Annotated in this window: 20 protein-coding genes; 5 read left to right on the top strand and 15 right to left on the bottom strand. The window is 48.5% G+C overall.

The genetic code is table 11. The features are described 5' to 3' along the window. Positions 1 to 6 precede the first annotated feature (6 nt). From BP95_RS0109665 to BP95_RS0109615, 10 genes are all read right to left on the bottom strand, one after another. Complete coding sequence (locus tag BP95_RS0109665; RefSeq protein ID WP_021255270.1) at positions 7 to 459, bottom strand: GNAT family N-acetyltransferase; 453 nt, start codon at positions 457 to 459, stop codon at positions 7 to 9. 175 nt (positions 460 to 634) lie between these two features. Beyond that, the gene (gene gatB / locus BP95_RS0109660; RefSeq protein ID WP_021255271.1) at positions 635 to 2,077 is read right to left on the bottom strand and encodes an Asp-tRNA(Asn)/Glu-tRNA(Gln) amidotransferase subunit GatB; all 1,443 of its coding nucleotides are present in this window, start codon (positions 2,075 to 2,077) and stop codon (positions 635 to 637) included. Between the two features lie 17 nt (positions 2,078 to 2,094). Continuing rightward, positions 2,095 to 3,537 (bottom strand): Asp-tRNA(Asn)/Glu-tRNA(Gln) amidotransferase subunit GatA, encoded by a 1,443-nt coding sequence (gene gatA / locus BP95_RS0109655; protein ID WP_090513492.1) that lies wholly within the window; start codon positions 3,535 to 3,537, stop codon positions 2,095 to 2,097. Positions 3,538 to 3,576: 39 nt separating this feature from the next. Next, the gene (gatC, locus tag BP95_RS0109650; RefSeq protein ID WP_021255273.1) at positions 3,577 to 3,864 is read right to left on the bottom strand and encodes an Asp-tRNA(Asn)/Glu-tRNA(Gln) amidotransferase subunit GatC; all 288 of its coding nucleotides are present in this window, start codon (positions 3,862 to 3,864) and stop codon (positions 3,577 to 3,579) included. Positions 3,865 to 4,013: 149 nt separating this feature from the next. Further along, on the bottom strand, positions 4,014 to 4,394 hold the full coding sequence (locus BP95_RS0109645) for a hypothetical protein (RefSeq protein ID WP_021255274.1): 381 nt from the start codon (positions 4,392 to 4,394) through the stop codon (positions 4,014 to 4,016). A 159-nt stretch (positions 4,395 to 4,553) separates the two neighbouring features. Further along, on the bottom strand, positions 4,554 to 5,777 hold the full coding sequence (locus BP95_RS0109640; protein WP_021255275.1) for a M24 family metallopeptidase: 1,224 nt from the start codon (positions 5,775 to 5,777) through the stop codon (positions 4,554 to 4,556). Positions 5,778 to 6,013: 236 nt separating this feature from the next. Next, positions 6,014 to 7,456, bottom strand: a complete 1,443-nt coding sequence (locus BP95_RS0109635) for an erythromycin esterase family protein (RefSeq protein WP_051614039.1) — start codon at positions 7,454 to 7,456, stop codon at positions 6,014 to 6,016. 252 nt (positions 7,457 to 7,708) lie between these two features. Further along, positions 7,709 to 8,332 (bottom strand): MBL fold metallo-hydrolase, encoded by a 624-nt coding sequence (locus BP95_RS0109625; protein ID WP_021255277.1) that lies wholly within the window; start codon positions 8,330 to 8,332, stop codon positions 7,709 to 7,711. A gap of 23 nt (positions 8,333 to 8,355) precedes the next feature. Further along, positions 8,356 to 8,922: a thioredoxin family protein gene (locus tag BP95_RS0109620; RefSeq protein WP_028532018.1), complete on the bottom strand. Its 567-nt coding sequence runs from the start codon at positions 8,920 to 8,922 to the stop codon at positions 8,356 to 8,358. Then, complete coding sequence (locus BP95_RS0109615; protein ID WP_021255279.1) at positions 8,919 to 9,536, bottom strand: undecaprenyl phosphate transporter UptA; 618 nt, start codon at positions 9,534 to 9,536, stop codon at positions 8,919 to 8,921. The genes BP95_RS0109620 and BP95_RS0109615 overlap by 4 nt, the downstream gene beginning before the upstream one ends. Before the next feature lie 264 nt (positions 9,537 to 9,800). Between BP95_RS0109615 and BP95_RS0109610 the strand changes: the two genes are divergently transcribed. From BP95_RS0109610 to BP95_RS29995, 5 genes are all read left to right on the top strand, one after another. Next, positions 9,801 to 10,259: a cupredoxin domain-containing protein gene (locus BP95_RS0109610; RefSeq protein WP_021255280.1), complete on the top strand. Its 459-nt coding sequence runs from the start codon at positions 9,801 to 9,803 to the stop codon at positions 10,257 to 10,259. A gap of 50 nt (positions 10,260 to 10,309) precedes the next feature. Continuing rightward, positions 10,310 to 10,645 carry a dehydrogenase gene (locus BP95_RS0109605; RefSeq protein WP_442952324.1) on the top strand — a complete coding sequence of 112 codons (336 nt, stop codon included), beginning with the start codon at positions 10,310 to 10,312 and terminating at the stop codon, positions 10,643 to 10,645. Positions 10,646 to 10,788: 143 nt separating this feature from the next. Further along, positions 10,789 to 11,742, top strand: a complete 954-nt coding sequence (locus tag BP95_RS0109600; protein ID WP_028532016.1) for a D-2-hydroxyacid dehydrogenase — start codon at positions 10,789 to 10,791, stop codon at positions 11,740 to 11,742. Positions 11,743 to 11,744: 2 nt separating this feature from the next. Beyond that, complete coding sequence (locus BP95_RS0109595; RefSeq protein WP_051614038.1) at positions 11,745 to 12,914, top strand: winged helix-turn-helix domain-containing protein; 1,170 nt, start codon at positions 11,745 to 11,747, stop codon at positions 12,912 to 12,914. A 66-nt stretch (positions 12,915 to 12,980) separates the two neighbouring features. Beyond that, positions 12,981 to 14,288, top strand: coding sequence for an MFS transporter (locus BP95_RS29995; protein WP_051614037.1), 1,308 nt, complete (start codon positions 12,981 to 12,983; stop codon positions 14,286 to 14,288). A gap of 163 nt (positions 14,289 to 14,451) precedes the next feature. Here BP95_RS29995 and BP95_RS0109585 read toward each other — a convergent pair whose 3' ends face one another. The 5 genes from BP95_RS0109585 to BP95_RS0109565 form a co-directional block, all read right to left on the bottom strand. Beyond that, positions 14,452 to 14,631: a hypothetical protein gene (locus tag BP95_RS0109585; RefSeq protein WP_028532014.1), complete on the bottom strand. Its 180-nt coding sequence runs from the start codon at positions 14,629 to 14,631 to the stop codon at positions 14,452 to 14,454. A gap of 73 nt (positions 14,632 to 14,704) precedes the next feature. Then, positions 14,705 to 16,801 carry an O-antigen ligase family protein gene (locus BP95_RS0109580; protein ID WP_051614036.1) on the bottom strand — a complete coding sequence of 699 codons (2,097 nt, stop codon included), beginning with the start codon at positions 16,799 to 16,801 and terminating at the stop codon, positions 14,705 to 14,707. Between the two features lie 104 nt (positions 16,802 to 16,905). After that, positions 16,906 to 18,345, bottom strand: coding sequence for a hypothetical protein (locus BP95_RS0109575; protein WP_021255286.1), 1,440 nt, complete (start codon positions 18,343 to 18,345; stop codon positions 16,906 to 16,908). Positions 18,346 to 18,420: 75 nt separating this feature from the next. Further along, positions 18,421 to 19,098, bottom strand: a complete 678-nt coding sequence (locus BP95_RS0109570) for a PilZ domain-containing protein (RefSeq protein WP_021255287.1) — start codon at positions 19,096 to 19,098, stop codon at positions 18,421 to 18,423. A gap of 471 nt (positions 19,099 to 19,569) precedes the next feature. Beyond that, positions 19,570 to 20,772: a class I SAM-dependent methyltransferase gene (locus BP95_RS0109565; protein WP_021255288.1), complete on the bottom strand. Its 1,203-nt coding sequence runs from the start codon at positions 20,770 to 20,772 to the stop codon at positions 19,570 to 19,572.

Below are 20,772 nucleotides of genomic sequence, written 5' to 3'. Positions count from 1 at the left end.
ATCCGACTACCTCCTTCTTTCCAGGTGACGTAGCGATATGCCCGGCGCAATCTCCTCGTCGCGCACATATCGGAAGCCTTCGCGTTCATACAGTGTCAGCGCAGGAAGATTGCGAGCTCCCGTTGCAATACGGTGCGTATGAACATCTGGCATATGCAGTACATGACCTAACAAACTTGCACCGATCCCTCTCCGAAAATAATCCGGCCGAACCATCAATCTGCAAATCTCCATAATTACAGGCCCTGTCATTTCGATGGATACCGCTCCAGCCAACTGATTCTCATCCCACCAGCCATAGAATGTTTCCGTGGTATTATGCAGGTCTTCTACCGTTTCCATCAGAGGGGGGATCTTGTCAAAGCCAATCATGTCCGCCTCAATCCGGTATGCGGCCTGTTGCAGGTTCCAGAGTTGATCCAATGTTGCAACATCATTCATATCCAACTGACGTATCATGTCTTTCACTACCCTTTCGGAATAACAGAGTATACGACTACATGAAAATAACTTGAATCTACACGAAAAGCGGAGATTCACTCCGCTTCCATGCCTGGCTCCAACGTTCAGATATGTTACCCATCCGTCCTACGGAGCCCTAATCGATTCTTCATTTTTTATCTATAGCTTACATTTACAGCTCGCTCAAGCACTGAACAAGCAATTCGTTCACAAGACCCGGGTTGGCCTTACCCTTCGTCTCCTTCATTACTTGTCCCACGAGGAATCCAATCGCCTTCTGTTTGCCGGCACGGTAATCTTCAACCGATTGTGGGTTGTTTGCGATTACTTGCTCGACGACAGATTTAATGGCGCCTTCATCACTAATTTGGACAAGTCCCTTCTCTTCAACAATAGCCTGAGGAGCTTTGCCCGTCTCCAGCATCTCTTTGAAGACCGTCTTGGCGATTTTGGAACTGATCGTGCCTTTCTCAATCAAGCCGATCATTTCGCCCAAGCCTTGGCCAGTAACTTTTGAAGCATCCGCTTCAAGGCCATTCGCGTTCAAGTATCCGAGTAAGTCACCCATAATCCAGTTGGCCACTGCCTTGGCATCCTTCGTATATTGAAGACTCTCCTCGAACAGGTCAGCCAGCTTCTTCGATGCCGTAATGACTTCTGCATCGTAGCTCGTCAAGCCATATTCGCTCGTGTAGCGAGCTTTACGTGCATCCGGCAATTCCGGAATCGATGCCCGCACACTCTCTCTCCACTCGTCATCAATAACGAGTGTAACGAGATCTGGATCCGGGAAGTAGCGATAGTCATGCGCCTCTTCCTTGCTGCGCATCGTGAGCGTACGCCCTTGCGCTTCATCCCAGCGGCGAGTTTCCTGAACAACCTTACCGCCTTCATCCAGGATGTCAGCTTGGCGCTCCTCTTCATATTCAAGACCACGTTGAACGCCGCGGAAGGAGTTCATATTTTTCAATTCTGCCCTCGTACCCAGTTCTTTCTGGCCAATCGGGCGTATGCTGATGTTCGCATCACAGCGAAGGGAGCCTTCCTCCATCTTCACATCGGATACGTCGCAATATTGCATAATTGCCTTCAGCTTTTCCAAATAAGCCTTCGCTTCTTCTGGTGAATGAAGCTCGGGTTCAGATACAATCTCTACGAGCGGTGTGCCGACACGGTTGAAATCGACGAGAGAAGCATAACCGCCATCTACGTGGGTCAGCTTGCCTGCATCTTCTTCCAAGTGTAGTCGGTTAATGCCGATCCGCTTCGTTTCTCCGTTCACTTCAATATCAATCCAGCCGTTCTGCCCGATTGGCTGATCGTTCTGAGAGATTTGATATGCTTTCGGAGAGTCTGGGTAGAAATAGTTTTTCCGGTCAAACTTGCTTACCGGAGCAATTTCACAGTTCAACGCCATAGCAGCCTTCATTGCATATTCTACCGCTTGGTGGTTTAATACCGGCAGTACGCCGGGATGCCCTAAGCAAATCGGGCAAGTATGCGTATTAGGCGGTGCTCCGAATTCGGTAGAGCAACCGCAAAAGATTTTCGAGTTGGTGTGCAGCTCAACGTGCACTTCCAAGCCAATGACCGTTTCATATTTCGTACTTGGCATGTCGTAAGCCTCCTCAATTACAACTGCGGACGCAGCTTATGGAACTCCGTGCGTTGTTCGAACGCATGGGCTGCACGAAGCACAGTCGCTTCGTCGAACGCCTTGCCAATCAATTGCAAGCCAACCGGCAATCCATCCGCCAACCCGCATGGTACGCTAATTGCTGGAACGCCAGCCAAGCTAACCGGAATCGTCAATATATCATTCAAGTACATCGCTAATGGATCATTAATTTGCTCGCCGATACGGAACGCCGTTGTCGGTGCTGTCGGCCCGAGCAAAATATCGAACTTGTTAAATGCTTCGTCAAAGTCACGCTTAATCAAGGTGCGGACTTTCTGCGCCTTCAAGTAATAGGCATCATAGTAGCCTGAGCTTAGTGCATACGTACCCAGCATAATGCGGCGCTTCACTTCTTGTCCAAAGCCTTCACTGCGAGAACGATGATACAGATCCAGCAGATTGTCAGGGTTGTCCGCACGCACTCCGTAGCGAACTCCATCGAAGCGCGCTAAGTTGGAGGAAGCTTCCGAGGAAGCAAGCAGGTAGTAGGTCGCTACTGCATATTCGGTATGCGGCATCGATACTTCTTCCCATGTCGCACCCATATCCTCGAATACTTTCAAGGCAGCGAGCACAGCTTCCTTCACCTTCGGATCGACACCTTGTCCAATATATTCAGAAGGCACGCCAATGCGCAGACCAGCCACATCGCCTGTCAGCTGTGCTGCATAATCCGGAATTTCTACCTTCGCCGAAGTGGAATCCATCTTATCGTGGCCTGCAATCGCTTGGAGCACGAGGGCTGCATCTTCCACATTTCTCGTAATTGGACCGATTTGATCCAATGAAGATGCGAATGCAACCAAGCCGAAGCGAGAAACGAGACCGTATGTCGGCTTCAAGCCAACGACTCCACAATAGGAAGCTGGCTGACGGATTGATCCGCCTGTATCAGAGCCTAGCGCGAATGCAACTTGTCCAGCTGCTACGGAAGCCGCGGAACCACCGCTAGATCCGCCCGGAACACGTTCCAAATCCCACGGGTTGCGAGTCGTGCGATAAGCAGAGTTCTCATTGGATCCGCCCATTGCGAATTCGTCCATGTTCAGCTTACCAATTGTAATGGCACCCGCTTCCTTCAACTTGCGGGATACCGTACCGTCATATACAGGTACGAAATTATCAAGGAATTTACTTGCACATGTTGTGCGCATTCCTTCCGTTACGATGTTGTCCTTAACCCCTGCAGGGATACCAGCCAATAAGCCGATCTGTTCTCCTGCCGAGATGCGCTTGTCGATTGCGGCTGCCTCGTTACGGGCACCCTCTTCATTCATAGTAAGAAATGCTTGCACTTGCTCATCCGTGCTGGCAATGCGTCGGAATGACGCGTCCACCAATTCAGAGACGGAGAGCTTGCGCTCTTGTATTGCTTGTCTTGCTTCCGTTAATGACATCTCAAGTGGTGTCAATGCGGGCATCCTCCCTTATTCGCTTTATTCCAGAACGGCCGGTACTTTGAACTGACCATCTTCTTCTTCCGGTGCGTTAGCCATTACCTTCTCTATCGGCAGTGAAGGACGCGCTTCATCCTCACGCATCACGTTCCGTATAGGTAGAACATGAGTCGTTGGCGTGACGTCATCGGTATTCAATTCATTTAATTTTTCTGCATATTTTAGAATCGCGTTCAGCTGTTCCGTGTAACGCTCTTTCTCTTCATTGCTCAAGTCGAGTCTTGCCAACTTAGCAACGTGCTCGACGTCTTGTACGTGAATGCTCATCGGCAGCCTGTTCCTCCTTGCGCCATCAAGGCCAAATTCATCCCCTTATTATAGCTTAGAAGCGGAATCAACTCAACGCGTCATTCTGATAAAGTAATGGATGCAAAAAAACACCGAAGCACCGGAATGACCGGTGATCGGCGTCTTCTTTAAATCCAAGCTCTTAAATTCACTTGGCGAATGAACTCTTCTTGTGACATTGCTCCGTCCTGTTCGCTCTCTTCGCTATCAGGCTCTGCGTCTGCGTTCATAATTCGACGGAATAATGATTCATTATGGGTCGCCAGTGCATAATCGATAAGTGCTTCCCGTTCGATGCGGTCCGCTTCCTGCTGCAGCAACCGTTCCTCTTGATCGACATCGGATGCTGGCACAAAAAAGTTGCGGTTTGCTCTCGGAACTCGGATGACATAGTCGAATGCGTTGTCTGCATTGCGGTCATAGGCAATAATATAGCCGTATTCCCCGATAGGCAAATGTTGTTCGAAACGGTCGGCAACAATGACTACTTTCTCTCCCAAAGGCAGCATTGTCCATGCCTCCCATCCGTTAGATGTATTCTATATGGTACTAGAATTTATGGTTCCTGTAAATGTATACGTGCGAGTATCGCAATTGGTCACAAAAAGCAGCCTCTCTATCCTGCATACGATAAAAGCTGTACATCCGACTCTAGCTATTGTCTATGTTCACAAAGAAATGATTCGCAATCCTTCCTCCGCAGTCGTTAGCTTCTCATATCCATCAGCAGTAATCAGGTATGTATTCTCTATACCTACGACACCGCGTCCCGGGAAAGTGAATTTAGGTTCGATAGCAATTACCATCCCCTCCTGAAGCGGCTGCTTGAACCCGCGGGCCAATACAGGCCATTCATCAATTTCCATACCAATTCCATGTCCAAGAAACTTGACTTGATCCTCACCATACCCCATAAAATGCTCTTGCAATCCATACGATTTCGCCATATCAACCGCGTCTTCGTACAATGTCTCGCATACCGTTCCCGGCTTCAAGTGTTCCTCAGTTGCACGCAATATCGCTTCCGAAGCATCATAAGCACGCTGGAGTTCATCGTCCAGTTCCCCAATGACAAGGGTTCGGGTCTGATCAATTACATATCCATCGATGCAGCAGCCGAAATCGATCAGAATAGGTTCATTCACTTCAATCGCCTTACGGCTAGATCCTTGTGGACTTGCAGGTGTCAGTCCAAGCCCTCCAGCGGGACCGTCGAAATAAGTCGGTTCTGCGCCTGCACTTCCTGATGCAACCATGCCAGTTATTAGTTCTTGATTGAAGCCGCGCATTCGGATCATTCCAACATGACCCTGCAGTCGGAATTCTCGTTCAATGTACGCAATGAGTTCTAGTTCTGTCATTCCCGGCTGGATGTAATCTGCAGCATCAGCAAGCACCTTATGTGCAGCAGCTGCGGCAACCCGAATGCGATCCAGTTCATCAGAGGACTTAATCATTCTCAGTTCACGGAATAGGATCGATCCGTCTGTCCAATTCGCATCTGGAATGACCGTCTTCAATCTCTCATACTGCTGAACAGGTAGAACATCGAACTCTGTAGCAATGACGACAGCTTCCTTAACTTGGAACAGCTCCGCATAGTATGAGCGGATCGTCTCACCAAGCTGACGGAACGAACCGAGCGGAGCAACGCGAATGATCGACTCCTGCTGCGCACGCAGATAGCTGCGTTTCACCAAATAAACAGGTTCGCCGCATCTCGGTACGAGCACATAGCCGGTCTGCATGGAGCCGGTTAAGTAATATATATCCACGTTGTGTGTAACTAAGTACAAATCGATACCAGCAAGCTCCATCTTCTGCTGCAGGCGAGCGATTCGATTGCGATGCTCTTCGATAATTGCTGCATCTATTCGCTGTTCGGAATGCATCAATTGACTCCTCCTCGTATTAGGAATTTGTATCTGCCGTTTTATTTGCACTTGTATCTGTTATGTAAAAAAAGGACTGCGATACATAGTAGTAGGCAGTCCCATCGTTGCTGTATGCTTCCCTGATCATATCACGAGCGAGGATTGGCTAGCAAAATGGATCTATGGGTTTGTCTGTTCATGGCTAGGAGAATGTTAAGAGGCAACAGTTTTCATTCATACAAATGCGCTCATCTCTATTTTAAAAAGTGCGGTATCTGTACTTTATCAATGAGGATGAGTCCATCATAATTGTTCTTCGGAACAAGGAGATGTTCTGCACGTCCTTCTTCGTACGATTTGGTCGGCCGCGACATCCATTCGTTTCCGACTACAGGAGGCGAATACCGAATGTCCATAAACGTGTATGGTTTACCCGAAGAAGACAAAATATCTTCAATCGAACCCGGCAACAATGGTAGAACTTTATGAATCCCATTATTGAACCAATCAAATATTTCGCCGCTCGCCATGTATAAGCCAATTACATAGCTTTGTGCTTGTAGTTCCTTGGGCATCAGTTCCCCTACATATTTCAACTGACCCACTTCACCCTCATATAATTCATGTGTGGCTTTCCCGATATGAGTATTATGAGCCCATACTATCAATTTCTCATTCGGATAAACCTCTGTGGCAAGCCATACAAGATTGTCTGCCATTTGTTTATCCCGCCATTGAAGGAATGCTGTATCTATTCCAATGGAGCCGCTTAATACCTTCTGTAAGTAATCAATATACTGCTCATAGTATTCATTCAAAGCCTTCAAACGAACCTCAATGGCTCGTTTGATTAGCTGATAGATTTGAGGTTCGTTTGGATAATCTTTTTGCATGAAGTCTTTATATTTAGGCAGTTCCTCATTCAAACGCTGGTATAAAGCGATAAGTTCAGGCTTTGCTTTTTGAAAAGATGCTAAATCTCGCTTACCGATCATCCATTCTTTAATATCTTGTTCAGCCTTGATCAATTTCTCCCTCAACGCTTGACCTTGTATCCAAGTTGCATTAGGCTCCAATATAACATCCATTTTCATATCAAATCCGGTAAGACGGAGCGGCGTACTGCTTCCCTGGGTGCTCTTTATGTATTCAAATAATTGTAGGACTTCCTCCGTTATATAGACACCATTAAGCGCTTGGCTTAGTGTATCCTGCGGTGTCCGGCTATTCATTCGCCCTTGGGCCATAGCTGCATCACTAAGAGCACTTTCAAAAGCAACCCTACTATATCCCAGTTCTTGATGAAGATACTGAATAAGTCTTGTTTTTGCTAGGCTGAACTCTGCAGTTGAGTGAGTACTTTCTCCAAGATACACGATCCGCTTATCCCGCAATAAAGTCTTGAGTTTATCCAGATCATCAAAATTCTGCTTTGGAATGCTGCCGTTCACAAGCTTCTCGGGCTGTATGGACGTAATCTCTTGAGCATGTTGCTTGATCCAGGCTTTCCATACTGCAATCTGATCCGTATTAGATTGGACTTCTCCCCTTATCGATACAGTTCCTTCGGCTCCATAAGCAGTCCCCGACTGAATGAAGGAAGAAGCCAAAGTCCCCAGCGCAAGCGTCATCGTCAGTAGCGTAAGCATGACTTTTTTGCGCGATGAAGTTGGCCTAATCTGACAAACTTTTTTCATCAAATATCCAGCTCCTTTTTCTTGTACACTCCATATCCACTTCTTTTGCCTGCTCTGAATGACGTTGTATTTTTGACGTTTTTTGTAGCGTCATGTTCCTTCACAATTCCTTTACCTTCTGATAAAAAGTAATTACATCACCTCTGTACATAGCGGTTGCGGTAGTCGAAACCTGCCAGCTAATAAAAAAAGCGCCGGGCCTCCTTGATTGGGAATCAGGAGTGCCCAGCGCTTATGTACTGCAAAATCGTATTAGACAAATGGGTTGTGCTTCTTCTCATATCCAATTGTTGTAGTCGGACCATGTCCAGGGTATACCGTCACTTCGTCGCTTAGTGTGAACAGCTTCTTATGAATAGAGTTCACCAGTGTCTTCATGCTGCCGTCTCTCAAGTCTGTTCTCCCCACACTTTCCCGGAAAAGAACGTCACCTGCGAACAAGTGCTTATCATACAGGAAGCTCACACTGCCCGGCGAATGACCAGGTGTATGCATGACGTAGAAGGAATGACCGATCAGCTCTAGTGTATCCCCATCTTGCAGCAAATGTTCCGCTGGCTTCATGGACATTGCCGGAGACATTTGCGGCCACATGGTCGAGCCATTAAGTTCCGGTGTTGTCAGCCACTCTGCCTCAAGCTCATGAATGTACACCGGGCACGGATGTGCCTTACGCACAAGATCCACACCGCCAATGTGATCGAAATGCGCATGTGTCAACAATATTGCCTTAACGTTTAGTCCATCGAGCGCTTGCAGCAACCGATCTGGATTCATGCCTGGATCAATGACAACCGCTTCTTTCGTATCTTCATTTGTCAATAGATAGGCGTTTGTTTGGACAGGACCTAAATTGAAACTTTGAATCGTAAACAATGTCTTGTCAGCTCCTTGCTATATTAAAAGCCCGACAGCAGGTCTCTCAATTCAGACGTAATTCGAGCATGATAGCCCGTTCCCTCGCCGTATTGTTCGAGAATACGCTGTCTGACTACTTTCAAATTATTTTGGTATTCCGGAGCTTCACGATCCGGGTTCTCTTCCTTGAATCGGACCATATGTGCCTGCACGTCACTCGGACGAGGTCCCCATTGACCGAGAACATAGCCGCCCGTATCAGCGAAGATGACGATAGGAACGGAGCGTCCGCCCATCGTCAGGAATTGATCCATAACCTCAGGGAACTGTTCCATAATTAAGACTTCTGTGTCAATGCTTGCTGCTTCCATAGCGCGGAACACAACAGGCACATTACGTACCGCATCTCCACACCAATCTGCCGCCAAGATTAAGCAGCGGATATCGTCCCGATATTGAAGCGATTCGAAAAACTCCTTCTCTTCTTCGCTGAACCAAGCAAATTGATCATACCAGGAAATGAAGGCTTCCTTGTTCTTCTGCATGGAGTCGATAAATGCTTGTGGTGAAATTCCTCGGCCTATCACATTCGCTACATGTTTGCTCATTTCGGGTTCCCCTCTCTTCGCTTGGATTTCATATATTTGATAACAAAATATAGGGTAAGGCCAGCAAGTGCAACCAAAATAAATGGCTGAACATAAGGTGCCGCCTTCTCATTAATATGTTCCCACTGATCTCCAAGCGCGTACCCCAAATAAACAAATAGGATGGTCCATGGGATTACAGCCAGCGTTGTCAGAAGCGTAAATTTCCCTACCGGCATCTTGGATATTCCTGCTGGTATGGAAATCGCGTGACGGACAACCGGAACGAATCGTGCAGAAAAGATTACGCCTGTTCCATACTTCTGGAACCACTCTTCCGACTTCTCAATATGGTGCTTGCGTATCAGGATGTACTTCCCGAACTTCTCCAAGAAGGGCCGCCCGCCATATCTGCCGATTGCATATACGATGAGTTGCGCAAAGACACCACCAATTGTGCCGAAAATAATCGCAGCGATAAAACTGACTTTGCCAATCGATACTAAATATCCGCCGTAGGCTAACACGATTTCACTCGGAATGACTTCAATCATGAGCCCCAGCATTATTCCCCATTCCCCAAGCTGCTGCACCCAATGAAGCAGCATATTGATCATATCATGTATCCATGCCATAGCTTGTCTCTCTCCCTTTTTAATTCCCAGCTTATTCTAACATATGGATCGCCATGACTCCAATCATGACTTTGGCTTGTTCGATCTTGATGCCTCCTTGCCCCTTGGGATAACACAAGTCATGCGCTACCCTGGCCATGCATACACTTGGACTAAGCACAAGCTTGTACCTTATATCTTCTCTAGTAATGGCTGCCTGCAAATGAAATGTTATGAACAAGCACTAATAAGTGATACTCAATTGGGCAAAGGAGGTTTCACAATTTGACACGTTTTTGGATTGTCTCTCGCAAACAATTGCGAATTGGTGCAATCGTCTTCTCCGCCATATTAGTAGCTGCAGCGTTCTGGCGCTATGAAACCGTGCGGTCGGAACGGGCAGTTGAGGCAGCACCTCAATCGACTCGAATTCTCCACATGGTTACAGGAGAGATTAAGTCCAAGTTGGACAATGGGAAAGAAATCGAAGTGTATCAATTTATTCCGGGTACCGTTCACGCCAAGGCCGGTGAGCGTGTTGAGCTTCGTATTCGCGGAATCAACGGAAAAAAGCATGATTTCGAAATCGAGAGCATGAATGTAAAAGGCAGCATCGAGAAAGACAAAGAAACCGTCATCACCTTTACTGCCAAAGAAGGCATTCATCGCATCGTCTGCTTAACCCATCCGGATATGCAGCATGAAGGCCCTATGGTAGGGTATATCGTAATCGATTCGAAATAGCGCGTGGCCACAAGGAACCTGGGTAGGATGCCTGCATATGATGAACATATATGCAGGAAAGGAGTCGTCATCCATTGAAAGCCCCGAAGGAGCCTCATACAAGGCCTCTCCCCACAGCCAGAAGAATTCGCCGTGCTTGCAACAATGAGTTGTATCGAACCATTAAGCGGATGAACGTCTGGATTCCCGAAGATCTCGTCAAACAAGGAGAAGAACTATACTATCGCAAAGTGATTGAGAACTTGATCTGGATTCACGAGAACGGTGCCAACCGCAAGAAGCTGTCCGATTGGTGGGACGAGACCGTCTGCGAAGAGCTTGCCGCACTGTGGAATATAGATCAAGCGAAATTATCCTCCAGCTTCCGGCAAGCATTCGGAGGCTAACTGCTATAATCGCTCATGCAGGCTGTCGGGTTACCATCCGTTCAGCCTATTTCTAATGTCCAGCAACCTACGGAGCACTCATAGACGCACCAATCGGATTCGAGTTATGATGTTAGAAAATGGACGCTAAGGAGGACATCATCTTGAAAAATATCGTATGTGCACTAGCTTTGCCGCCAGAATTTCTAGAGGTCATTCGCCTCGCTGCTCCCGAATACAATGTCATTGCTGGACGAGCTAAGGAGCTCGATCGAGACGTATTCCGACAAGCTGAAGTTATTTTCGGTTGGTCGCCTGCTATCATCGAGGAATGCCTCCATGATGAATCCCCGCTTCGCTGGATACAGCTGTGGACGGCTGGTGCCGATTATATTCCGATGGATACACTCCGCAAGCACGATGTAATGTTGACTACGGCGGGGGGTGTGCATCCCGTCCCGATGATGGAGACGGTATTCGCGATGCTGCTCGGCTTCACTCGCAATCTGCCACAAGCGATTCGCAACCAAGATCGACACGTATGGGACAGTAAAGGGAATTATACGGAACTGCTGGGCAAGACCATGGGGATTATCGGCATCGGGCAAATCGGGGCTGAGGTTGCACGAATTGCCAAGGCGTTCGGGATGCGTGTTCTAGGCGTACGCCGCTCCGTTCAACCGACTGATTATGTCGACGGCTTGTACACGTTCGAGCAGCTGAATGAAGTTCTATCTGAATGCGACGTAGTCGTCAACATACTGCCAAAGACATCTCAGACGATAAACTTATATGATGAAAATAGGTTCGCTACCATGAAGCAAGGGGCACTGTTTATCAACGTTGGACGCGGTGCATCGGTGAAGACGGATGCTCTTATCGGCGCCTTGAACAGCGGTCACCTCGCAGGCGCTGGCCTCGATGTGTTCGACATTGAGCCATTGCCTGAGGATCATCCGTTATGGTCCATGGACAATGTCATCATGACTCCTCATATTGGAGGCAATACCGATCAATTGAAGGAACGAGCTACGAAGCTGTTTATCGAGAATCTCAAGGCCTTTATCGCACAGGGACGTCCTGCTCACAGCATTGTCGATTACGACAAGGAATACTGAGAATGCTGATTATGGTGGCCGGGCTTGCGTTTGAACCTCGTGATTATTCTGTCAGCTTTCAGGCTGAGACAATCAACTTGCTTGCGAAAGAATACGCGCTGCTCGAATTTCTTTACCGAAATCGCGGCAAGGTCTTTAGCCGGGAGCAGCTGCTGGATCAGGTATGGCCAATGGAATATCCGGGCGAACGAACGGTAGATGATCATGTGTATCGGCTCCGAAAAAGAATGAAACCATGGAGCGGAAAAGTTCAACTGATCACCGTGCGGGGGCTTGGCTACAGCCTCACAATAAAAGAAACGCTGGGACTTGCGGTTCCGTCGCTGACGGACAGTGGATTGCAGAAGCAAATCGGGCAGTTGTTGGACACCTATCTCATGTTAGGGCAAAGCCAATCGATGTTAGCCCTTGTCAATCAGCAAGAGCTTCTTGGCGTGAATATCAGTCCCTCCCATCAAATGTTTCTGAGGTTTGTGCGGGCAGATCTGGACTGGTTTCTGGAAAGCGATGCGGAGAACCCAGATAAATTATATTGGCTGCTGATATTTTACTACTCTTTTTACATGGAACCGGCAAAAAGTCTGAATTACTTTGAACGGACGATTGAATCGGGGATTTTACCGTTTGAGATGCATCGCGAGCTGAAAGTGTTAAATATTCTTGGTCTTTATGCAGATAACGGTCGTGTTGAAGAGGATCTGCAGCGTGTGCAAGAAGCTTATCAGATCATCGAAAAGGAGCAAGGTAAGCTGGATACCTTCAAGGTTCATATTTCCATGTCGGAAATGCATATTCATTTGGTCGCAGGCAGTATCCAGGAGGCAGAGCGGTGCTCCAGGCAGATCGAAGACATGCTGGCTGAAGCTCCTTATTTGCGGGAAATCAGCGCCTACCATGGTTTAAGAGGGAAATTGCTGCTGCTTCAAGGCCGCCCCCGGGAAGCAGCTGCCGCATTCGAATATGGCCTTGAGGCCGGCAAAACGGCGCATAATGTACCGCTGCTCGCTCGGTTGATCATTGGTACGCTCCATTTTTTGAAAACATCATATCACGATTCCAAACTGCTGCAGACCTTCCAGACTCGGTATGATGAGTTTGAACAGGGGTATAAGCTGGAGGCATATAAACTGCCCATAGAACAGATGATTGAGCGGATTATAGGTTCTGTCTGATAATCCCCTGATATTTCTTCGTTAAAGTGAGAGAAATTCTATTCTGATTTTGCGGAGGAAATATTCATGTCTACCACATCTGTATCAAACAGGCACCAGACATCTATTTGGAAAAACCCAGTTTTTACTAAAATGTACTCGGCTTATGCCGTCTCATCTTTCGGCGAATGGTTCGACGTCTTTGCGATTGAGATTCTGGTGGCATACCGCTGGCATGCGGATCCGTTTATGATCGCCTTGATTCCGGTGATGATCGCTCTCCCCGGCATTCTGTTCGGATCTTTCGCCGGTGTAATCGCCGACCGCTGGAAGAAGGTCAATCTCATGCTGTTGGCCGATGCAGCCGAGACGCTGCTCACCATATTGCTGCTGTTTGTTCCCGGCATGTACTGGATGCTGCCTTTGCTTGCGTTTCGCGCCACAATGGGAGTATTCCGCGTTCCAGCGCATCAAGCGTTAACGCGCCAGGTGGTTCAGGAGAATCAACTGCTCAAAGCAACCTCGTATAACGGGCTCGTCAATCAATTTTCCAAAATCGCGGGGCCCCTGCTTGGCGCAGTGGCATTAACGGTAATCTCCCCACAATTATGTATTTTGGTGAATGCCATCACGCGCTTTTTCTCCTGCATCTTGCTATATACAATGCGGCATATCGATGAAAATGCAAAAGCAGAGAATCAGGAGAATTCTGATGACTCGGAAAACGGCGCGGAGACTAAGATGAGCTTCGCCCAATTATGGAAGCAAGGGTGGGCATTGCTGCTGCAGCGCCGGATTCTTTTTAGTAGTTTTATCGTGAATATGATCATTATGCTGATTATTTTGATGATCGATTTCCAGTTTCCGACGTTGTATCGGGAAATTGCCCCTCATAACGAGTCTTTGCTTGGCTGGATGGTGGCTGCCACAGGAGTCGGAGCGTTTATCACCATCCTGTTGCTGAACCGTCTTGGCAAAGTGAGGTATGGACTTGGGATCGGGGGAGGAGCCGCGTTGATTGGAGCTGCTTTTGGAAGCATGGGACTCTTAAGGGCGGATTCACATGAAATATGGAGCATCGTCTTGGGACTTGTGATCGGTATTGGAAACGGGCTGTCTATCGTGACTTATAACTATGTCCTACAGAAAGAAACTCCTGAGGGTATGACAGGCCGGATCTTTGGCATTCAAAATATGTCCGCCAGCACGATGATGGTAGGTGCGCCTTTAATCGGAGGCTTACTGATTCGTGGAATGGGTGTGAGCAAGGTGTTTTTTTTGCTGGGAACAGTTGTCTTCATCATTGGCGTCTTATGCCTGAGTTTTCAGCACGTATTATGGCCGACCAGGTTCCAATCAACGCAGCCGCAAGAAATGCAGGAGGTTTCCGGGTAGCGGTTTATGCAGATCAAAAGACTCCAGTAAGGAGCCTGAAAATAAGCCAACTTTCCGTCTTATGGATGTCATTTTCATATTGTTTATCGTGCTGGCAACATTGACGTACTCGCTCCAGCGAAGGTACGTACCGCTGATTTCAACCGGATGCTGCGGGACGATGCTATTTATTAATCTGATCGTACCGCCTTGGAGTGGCGAATATTAATTCAGCGGAAAGTTCAAATCGGCCTCGGTTCGCATTATCTGCGACGAGGCCGGTTTTTTCTTGAGTTGTTCGAGATTCCGCCCCTATCGGCGTGCCGGCAGGCACAGCATGTTCAAAGTTCACCTTCAACTTCATGAGAAAAGCCCGGTATCCTGGTGTCGTCAAATGAAGGCGACCAGCGCTCCGAATTCTGGTTAACGTCCATGAACTACTGTCCCCTCGTGATCATCGAAACGATCGAGCTGTAAGCCCGCTTCGCTTCCTCCGTCATTGCGAAACGCTTGCCGTTCGCAGGATTGCGCATGAGAAGGACATGATGTGCCTCCGCTTCATATCGCCGGAACATCTTGCCTGCTGCGTTCGCATATGCGGTCGCTTGAAGGCGATCTGCACTGTAGTGCGCCGCAAGCGACAGCTTCTCAATGGCTTCGGTCTGCAGCACGCGATCGAAGCGGTCGCTGCTAACCGCCGCCTCCCACCAAGCGGCGGCGTCATCGGCGCGGCCAAGGCGTGCACTTGCCAAGGCGAGCGCACGGTAGAGCCCCTTGCCATCGCGTTCGTAGCGCAGCCCTTCCTGCAGAAGGGCAAGCGCCTCCTGCGGAGGCAGGGTACGGCTCACGGCGATGCGAAGCGCCGTGTTCGCGGGCGCCCAGCGCAGCGCAGCCACTTGCTGCGCATGCGCGCGGGCCATGCCAATAGGGCCTGTGGCCTTGTCGGCAGCAGCGCTGGCAGCCGCGGCGAGCTGTTGTGCCACGAGGTGGCACGACGCGAGCACGATTGCGGCTGCCAGCGGAGCGGCAAGCAGCAGTGCCGCGAGACGCTTCCTGCGCTTCGTGCCCACCTGCCACAGCGCGAAGCGCATCCTTGGAGAGCCATGATTGAGGCTCTCATCGTACAAGCCCAGCGTTAGCAGCAATGCGAACAGCAGCGTCACTAGCCCATACGACATGTCGAAATCAATCAGACTGTGTGCAAGCAGCATCGCTGCGGCCAATCCGAATCCGGCATGCCGACGCCATGCTAGCAGCAATGCTGCTAATACTAACCCTATTGCAGGCATTGTAAATACCAGCCCTACATCAAGCAGCATATCCAGCACGCTGCTGTGCACTTCCTTGCCAACATACGGCTCGCTCTGTATGCGTGCAAACTGCTGCCGCCATGAATCTCCGCCTGCGCCGAACCAAGGATGTTCCTTCCACAGCGTAATTGCATCCTTATAGAACAATGTTCGCGCTCCTGCAGTAGCATAATGATCCGTAATCCGACTGCTTGCCCCTGTAGGCAGCAAGTGAATGCCTGCTATCATAAGCATTGGAAGTATGATGAGAATCAACCCATTTCGTAGCCGACGGTTCTGAGACAGACTCAGCATTAAGCCGCCGAACAGTACAATTGAACCGATCCAAGCGAACCAAACAGGCATCGGCAGCCACCCATCCCCACTCTGCCACATCGAGGCACTCCATGCGGCCGCTAGGAAAGACCATGCTCCGAACCACAAAAACGTCGTCACGTACTCCGCACGATAGCCGCGAGCGCTCCAGATTCCAACCAGCAATACGATACCGAACACGATCCAGGATCCCCTTGATTCGGTAAGACCAAGGACGACCAAATGGGGAACAATCGGCACAGCCGCAAGCAGCCATTTGGTAGAGACAACCCGTACACGAACACTTCCACTCCGTTGGCTTCGAGCTTTAGCCGCCGAACAGGCTGCGCCGTTCAAGTGCAGTAACGCGAACGCCCCGGCAAGTACACCAAGCGTATTCGGGTATTGGACAACCCCACCTAATCGAAATCCAAACGCCGACAATTCTGAATTCTGACTCACCATCACACCTGATTCATTCGGTATCCATCCATAGAGCATGCCAAGAGCGCTGCCACTGATTAAGAATCCGACTAACAGGATTGAACCTGTAATGAGCCGCTTAGTCTGATCCCCCCCTCTGTGCAGCATAATGGCGAGCAGTATAATCCAAGCTTGCAGCATCGCGGTTCTTAGGATTTGCATCTCTGTGCCATATACGGTTGCAGGCCCTAACACCCAGCTAATGAGATATCCGATGAGCAGGGGAAGCGGATATATGAGTGGCAATGGAAGGACTGCATCCCACCTCCATGCGGCAAGCATACATACAGAAGCTGCGCAGAGCAGGAGGGATAGCATTCCCACATCGCGATCATAGAACAGCCCCTGCTTCCATAACCCAACAAGAAGCACAGCGAAGATTGTCCCGATTCCAACATACAAAACAACAAAATTGCCATGGCCATCTTGTTGTAAATCCACCTTCATCTGCACTCCCCCTTCTTTCCCGATTCTACCAATTCTATATCTATTATGATGGACAATCAAAAAGAAGGCCAACCCTTAGGTTGACCTTCTGACGATACTGCTTGTTATTCTGCGAGAATCGCCATCACGATCTTAGCGCGAACAAAATTATTGTCACCCTTCGTGAACAGCCATTGCTGGGCGTCCACAATCTGATAGGATGATTCGCCTCTTGCGGCAGCCAGCTCCTTCAATTCACGAATGACTTTCTCTTTGCCGGACAATTCAATCGCTCTCTCCAGCGTGACCGTCGTTCCATCGAACAGATAGAGACCATACTGTCCTTCATCAAATCCTTTAGATTGGCCCTTTTGTTGATCAATGATGAATGTAAGGCTGCCCCCACTTGTAAGTTCTCCCTTACGAGCATTACCTGATGCAACCTTCTGTTCGAGCTCTGCATAGGAAGGCAGATACTGTTCAAATGGAGCCATGTAATACTCACCGGAGCCTGCTGGAATCACTTCAAAGCCGTTATCTACTTCTGGATAGGTACCGGCAATGCCAACTTCGCGCGGTTTGCTGATGTACATGCTTAATGTTCCATGCGTAGGAATACCTTGTCGTTGATCATCCGCAGTAATCGTGATTTTCTCGATGCCCTCTGCGGAATCGGCTCTCGCACGCAACAGCAGGTTATCCCCATTAATCTCGCATGAGACCTGGCCGTTTGCCGAGACTGCAGTAAAGAATAATTCATCATTGTCTAAATCCTCAAAATACCGTGACAGCACGATACTAGCTTCCCCGCCAGGCATCAAATGCACAGTACGATCAAAATTATTTTTCAGGCTGGGTGACTGATTGATTTTGTAGTCCTTAAAGTATGTAGCGGACATAATTGCTCCGTTATTATCTCTCGTTGTTACTTTGAATACCCATCTTGTATCCACTGCGTACTGAGCCTCAGCGCTGAAAAGATATCGTTTCTGATTAACAGGTGTTATGTTCTTGAAGCCATTTCCGGATCGAAGCTCGTTATAAGGTACCGGCTGGTTGGATCTCCAATCTACATTCTCAAATATATCTTGGAAATCATTGATTTCAGAAGATCCTAGCTGCACATAACTTTCCTGTTCAGGTTCTCTAATCCGAGGAATAATATTACCCTGTGAGGGGTCGACTACCGCAACGACAAACTTATGATGAAGTACCGTTCCATCCCCTCGGATCCATTTGAACTCGACCGTAGTCGATCCTGGACTATGCGGTGTCACCACGTATTCTTCATTTGGTAAATCTACCTTTACTTCGGCAATTGCAGGATCAATGTTCACCACTTCTTGATACGTAACATTCGTAACAGATGGCTGAATTAACTCGTCCTTAATCTTCTGACGCCCTTCTTGATTCATTGCAACGTCTGTGAATACCTCAAACACCTTAGTCGGGTATCGATTATTTAGCCCAGCTGCTGACGTCGATGTTGGTAAGGCGCTTAATAGGAGCACGATGCCAAGACATCCGATTAATAAGTTCCTTACATGACGAGAAGCGCGCTTCAAGCTGCTCCCTCCCTCCCTTTCTCTCCTACCATTTCTATTCTATGTAATGGTGAAGTACATTGCTATTTTAGCATGTTATGGGCGAGCTGTTATTGAATTTTTTGATTTGCGATCAATATGTGATTTAATCTGTTCCCGCATAATAAATGCACGCAGGGACCGTTGTGCAGGATCACTGGTTACCTGAAGCTTGGCTCCATAGAAGATATCGTCTTCCCGACTCGCCATACGAGCAATCGTTAAGCGGCAAGGAACAGCAAATCCAAGCTGCAGTTCAGCCTCTAATTCGCTTCCTTCCACGAATGAAGAGTTCCCCTTAATGTTGAAACCGATCCCATTCAAACTAATATCTTCGATATGAATCGGTATTGGCGTCGGCGTAATTGCCATTCCTTCCGCCGGTCGTGGAGGCAGTACGTATCCATGCTTGCGTACCTCTATTCGCGGAAATAAGCGTTGATCTGTAAATTTGCGCTGTTGATGCGGCGGATGAATAAGCATCAACGACCCTTCATGCCGTGCCACAGCCTGAGTATGGAAATTAAATATGCCTACCGGCGAATATATGGTCACCTTCAGCGCCTCTCCAAGTTCAAACCGCTCGAATTCTGGCAGTTCTACCTCCATGACATCTCCTTCTAAATAAGACAATACTCCCGTTGCAATGCAGTTGTCGCCCTCAAGCACTGTACGACTGTGCAAAAGCGACATTAACAAATGCTCTGGAGCATCCGTTACATAAGCTCCCGTCATTGACCGTTCAACCTCCTAGGTTCTTCGTTCGCAGTTTATCCCCTTGCTTCGCTTCGTTTCACTATTCACGTTAATCTTGCTCTTGCTGTATGAAGATCGAGCCAGACATAGGCGTCCTGCTTGTTCTATTGCAACAACTCACTTTGCCCTGTTCTATAACCATGCAGCTATAGATTCTTTTAATGGGCATTGATTTGTTACTGTTCCTGTTCCATACTACCTTCCTTTATATATCGTCCAAAACGGAGGGAATTTGAAGAGAAGCATACTGCTGGATAGAGTCGCTCGACCAAGAAGTTCATGTATGTAGCTCACTAGAGAAGGAGTAGGCCCTACAATATGCGATGTAACGAGAGCCGCCCATATTCGTTGGATCATAACTAAGAACCAAGCCAGTTAATGAGCCTGCCTATCTTCCCCCACATCAAAAAGAACCCTCTACACAACGGAGAGGGCTCTAGCCTTAGATACTTATACTGTGCGCTTGCAGCCACGAGCTTCCAACAGCTCCTGCAGGGCATGCTCCAAGTACGGATCTGCGTTCAAAAACTGTCTGAACGTCTCATACTCGTTCCACATTTGCGGGTCAGTCTTCTCTACCTGCCCAGCAGGTTCTTCACCGCGAACCGCACGAATCAAAATATTCTTGGGTGTGTGCTCTATATCAATAAATTCGAGCAATTGTGTACGATATCCTACGCAATCAAGCAACTTCGCCCGCAGTCCATCCGTCGCCAAGGCACTGAAACGTTCCTTCAATATGCCGTGTCTCAACAAGGGCTCCAGCACGCTCTGCTCCACCTGACGGTTCAATTCATGCTGGCAGCATGGAACCGACAAGATAACTTGAGCTCCCCACCGTACAGCCTTGTTTAGCGCTGCATCTGTCGCGGTATCACAAGCGTGCAGCGTCACCACCATATCGACCTCATCGGCACCTTCATATTGGGCGATATCCCCCATTTGGAAGGAGAGTCCGTCATAGTCAAGGCGCCTAGCAAGCGCCTCGCACCGTTCGATGACGTCCCGCTTCAAGTCCAACCCTACAATGTGAACCGGGAGCTTGGATTCTACATGCAGAAAATGATACAGCGCGAACGTTAGATACGATTTGCCGCAGCCAAAATCGATAATGCGGACCGTACGATTGCTCGGCAGATGCGGCAGCACATCCGCCACCATTTCGAGGAAGCGATTGATTTGGCGGAACTTATCATATTTCGCTGCAATCACATTGCCTTCCTTGCCCATGATGCCTAGTTCGACCAAGAATGGAACCGGAATTCCCTCGTTCAACACATATTGCTTCTTGCGGTTATGTGACACTTCAACCTTGCGCACGACTGCCGCTTGCTTGCGAATCGTTACCTTGAATTTCTTGCTGATTAACACTTGATAATCGCCCTCTGTTGTCCGCAACAATCCCTGCTTGAATGTACTTTCGAATAAAGACATTACCTTCGCGGCCGCTTCTGTTAACGGGACATTATCATGCGTCACCTTATTATCATAATGATACTCGAACTGGATCTGAATCTGCCCGCGCAACTGCACCGGCTTGAGCAGCACCTTGGTGTAGCCCTCCTCAGGCTTGCGCCGCAGTTGGCTAAGCACTGCACTGCTTAAGATTTGTTCTGTAATCACTCGTTCAACTAACTCTGTTAATTGTTCCAT

The organism is Paenibacillus sp. UNC217MF, assembly GCF_000686865.1.
Classification (GTDB): domain Bacteria; phylum Bacillota; class Bacilli; order Paenibacillales; family Paenibacillaceae; genus Paenibacillus_B; species Paenibacillus_B suaedae.
Note: the sequence above shows the minus strand (reverse complement) of the source record. Positions and strands in the feature narration are given on the sequence as shown.

What these genes read in the sequence shown, in the direction of transcription:
- BP95_RS0109580 (WP_051614036.1), bottom strand. Translation starts at nt 16,801, where the DNA reads ATGAAGGTGGATTTACAACAAGATGGCCATGGCAATTTTGTTGTTTTG.
- BP95_RS0109585 (WP_028532014.1), bottom strand. Translation starts at nt 14,631, where the DNA reads ATGAAGTTGAAGGTGAACTTTGAACATGCTGTGCCTGCCGGCACGCCG.
- BP95_RS0109620 (WP_028532018.1), bottom strand. Translation starts at nt 8,922, where the DNA reads ATGAGCAAACATGTAGCGAATGTGATAGGCCGAGGAATTTCACCACAA.
- gatB (WP_021255271.1), bottom strand. Translation starts at nt 2,077, where the DNA reads ATGCCAAGTACGAAATATGAAACGGTCATTGGCTTGGAAGTGCACGTT.
- BP95_RS0109565 (WP_021255288.1), bottom strand. Translation starts at nt 20,772, where the DNA reads ATGGAACAATTAACAGAGTTAGTTGAACGAGTGATTACAGAACAAATC.
- BP95_RS0109570 (WP_021255287.1), bottom strand. Translation starts at nt 19,098, where the DNA reads ATGACGGGAGCTTATGTAACGGATGCTCCAGAGCATTTGTTAATGTCG.
- BP95_RS0109605 (WP_442952324.1), top strand. Translation starts at nt 10,310, where the DNA reads ATGCAGGAAAGGAGTCGTCATCCATTGAAAGCCCCGAAGGAGCCTCAT.
- BP95_RS0109640 (WP_021255275.1), bottom strand. Translation starts at nt 5,777, where the DNA reads ATGCATTCCGAACAGCGAATAGATGCAGCAATTATCGAAGAGCATCGC.
- BP95_RS0109615 (WP_021255279.1), bottom strand. Translation starts at nt 9,536, where the DNA reads ATGGCATGGATACATGATATGATCAATATGCTGCTTCATTGGGTGCAG.
- gatA (WP_090513492.1), bottom strand. Translation starts at nt 3,537, where the DNA reads ATGTCATTAACGGAAGCAAGACAAGCAATACAAGAGCGCAAGCTCTCC.
- BP95_RS0109595 (WP_051614038.1), top strand. Translation starts at nt 11,745, where the DNA reads ATGCTGATTATGGTGGCCGGGCTTGCGTTTGAACCTCGTGATTATTCT.
- BP95_RS29995 (WP_051614037.1), top strand. Translation starts at nt 12,981, where the DNA reads ATGTCTACCACATCTGTATCAAACAGGCACCAGACATCTATTTGGAAA.
- BP95_RS0109635 (WP_051614039.1), bottom strand. Translation starts at nt 7,456, where the DNA reads ATGAAAAAAGTTTGTCAGATTAGGCCAACTTCATCGCGCAAAAAAGTC.
- BP95_RS0109665 (WP_021255270.1), bottom strand. Translation starts at nt 459, where the DNA reads ATGATACGTCAGTTGGATATGAATGATGTTGCAACATTGGATCAACTC.
- gatC (WP_021255273.1), bottom strand. Translation starts at nt 3,864, where the DNA reads ATGAGCATTCACGTACAAGACGTCGAGCACGTTGCTAAGTTGGCAAGA.
- BP95_RS0109645 (WP_021255274.1), bottom strand. Translation starts at nt 4,394, where the DNA reads ATGCTGCCTTTGGGAGAGAAAGTAGTCATTGTTGCCGACCGTTTCGAA.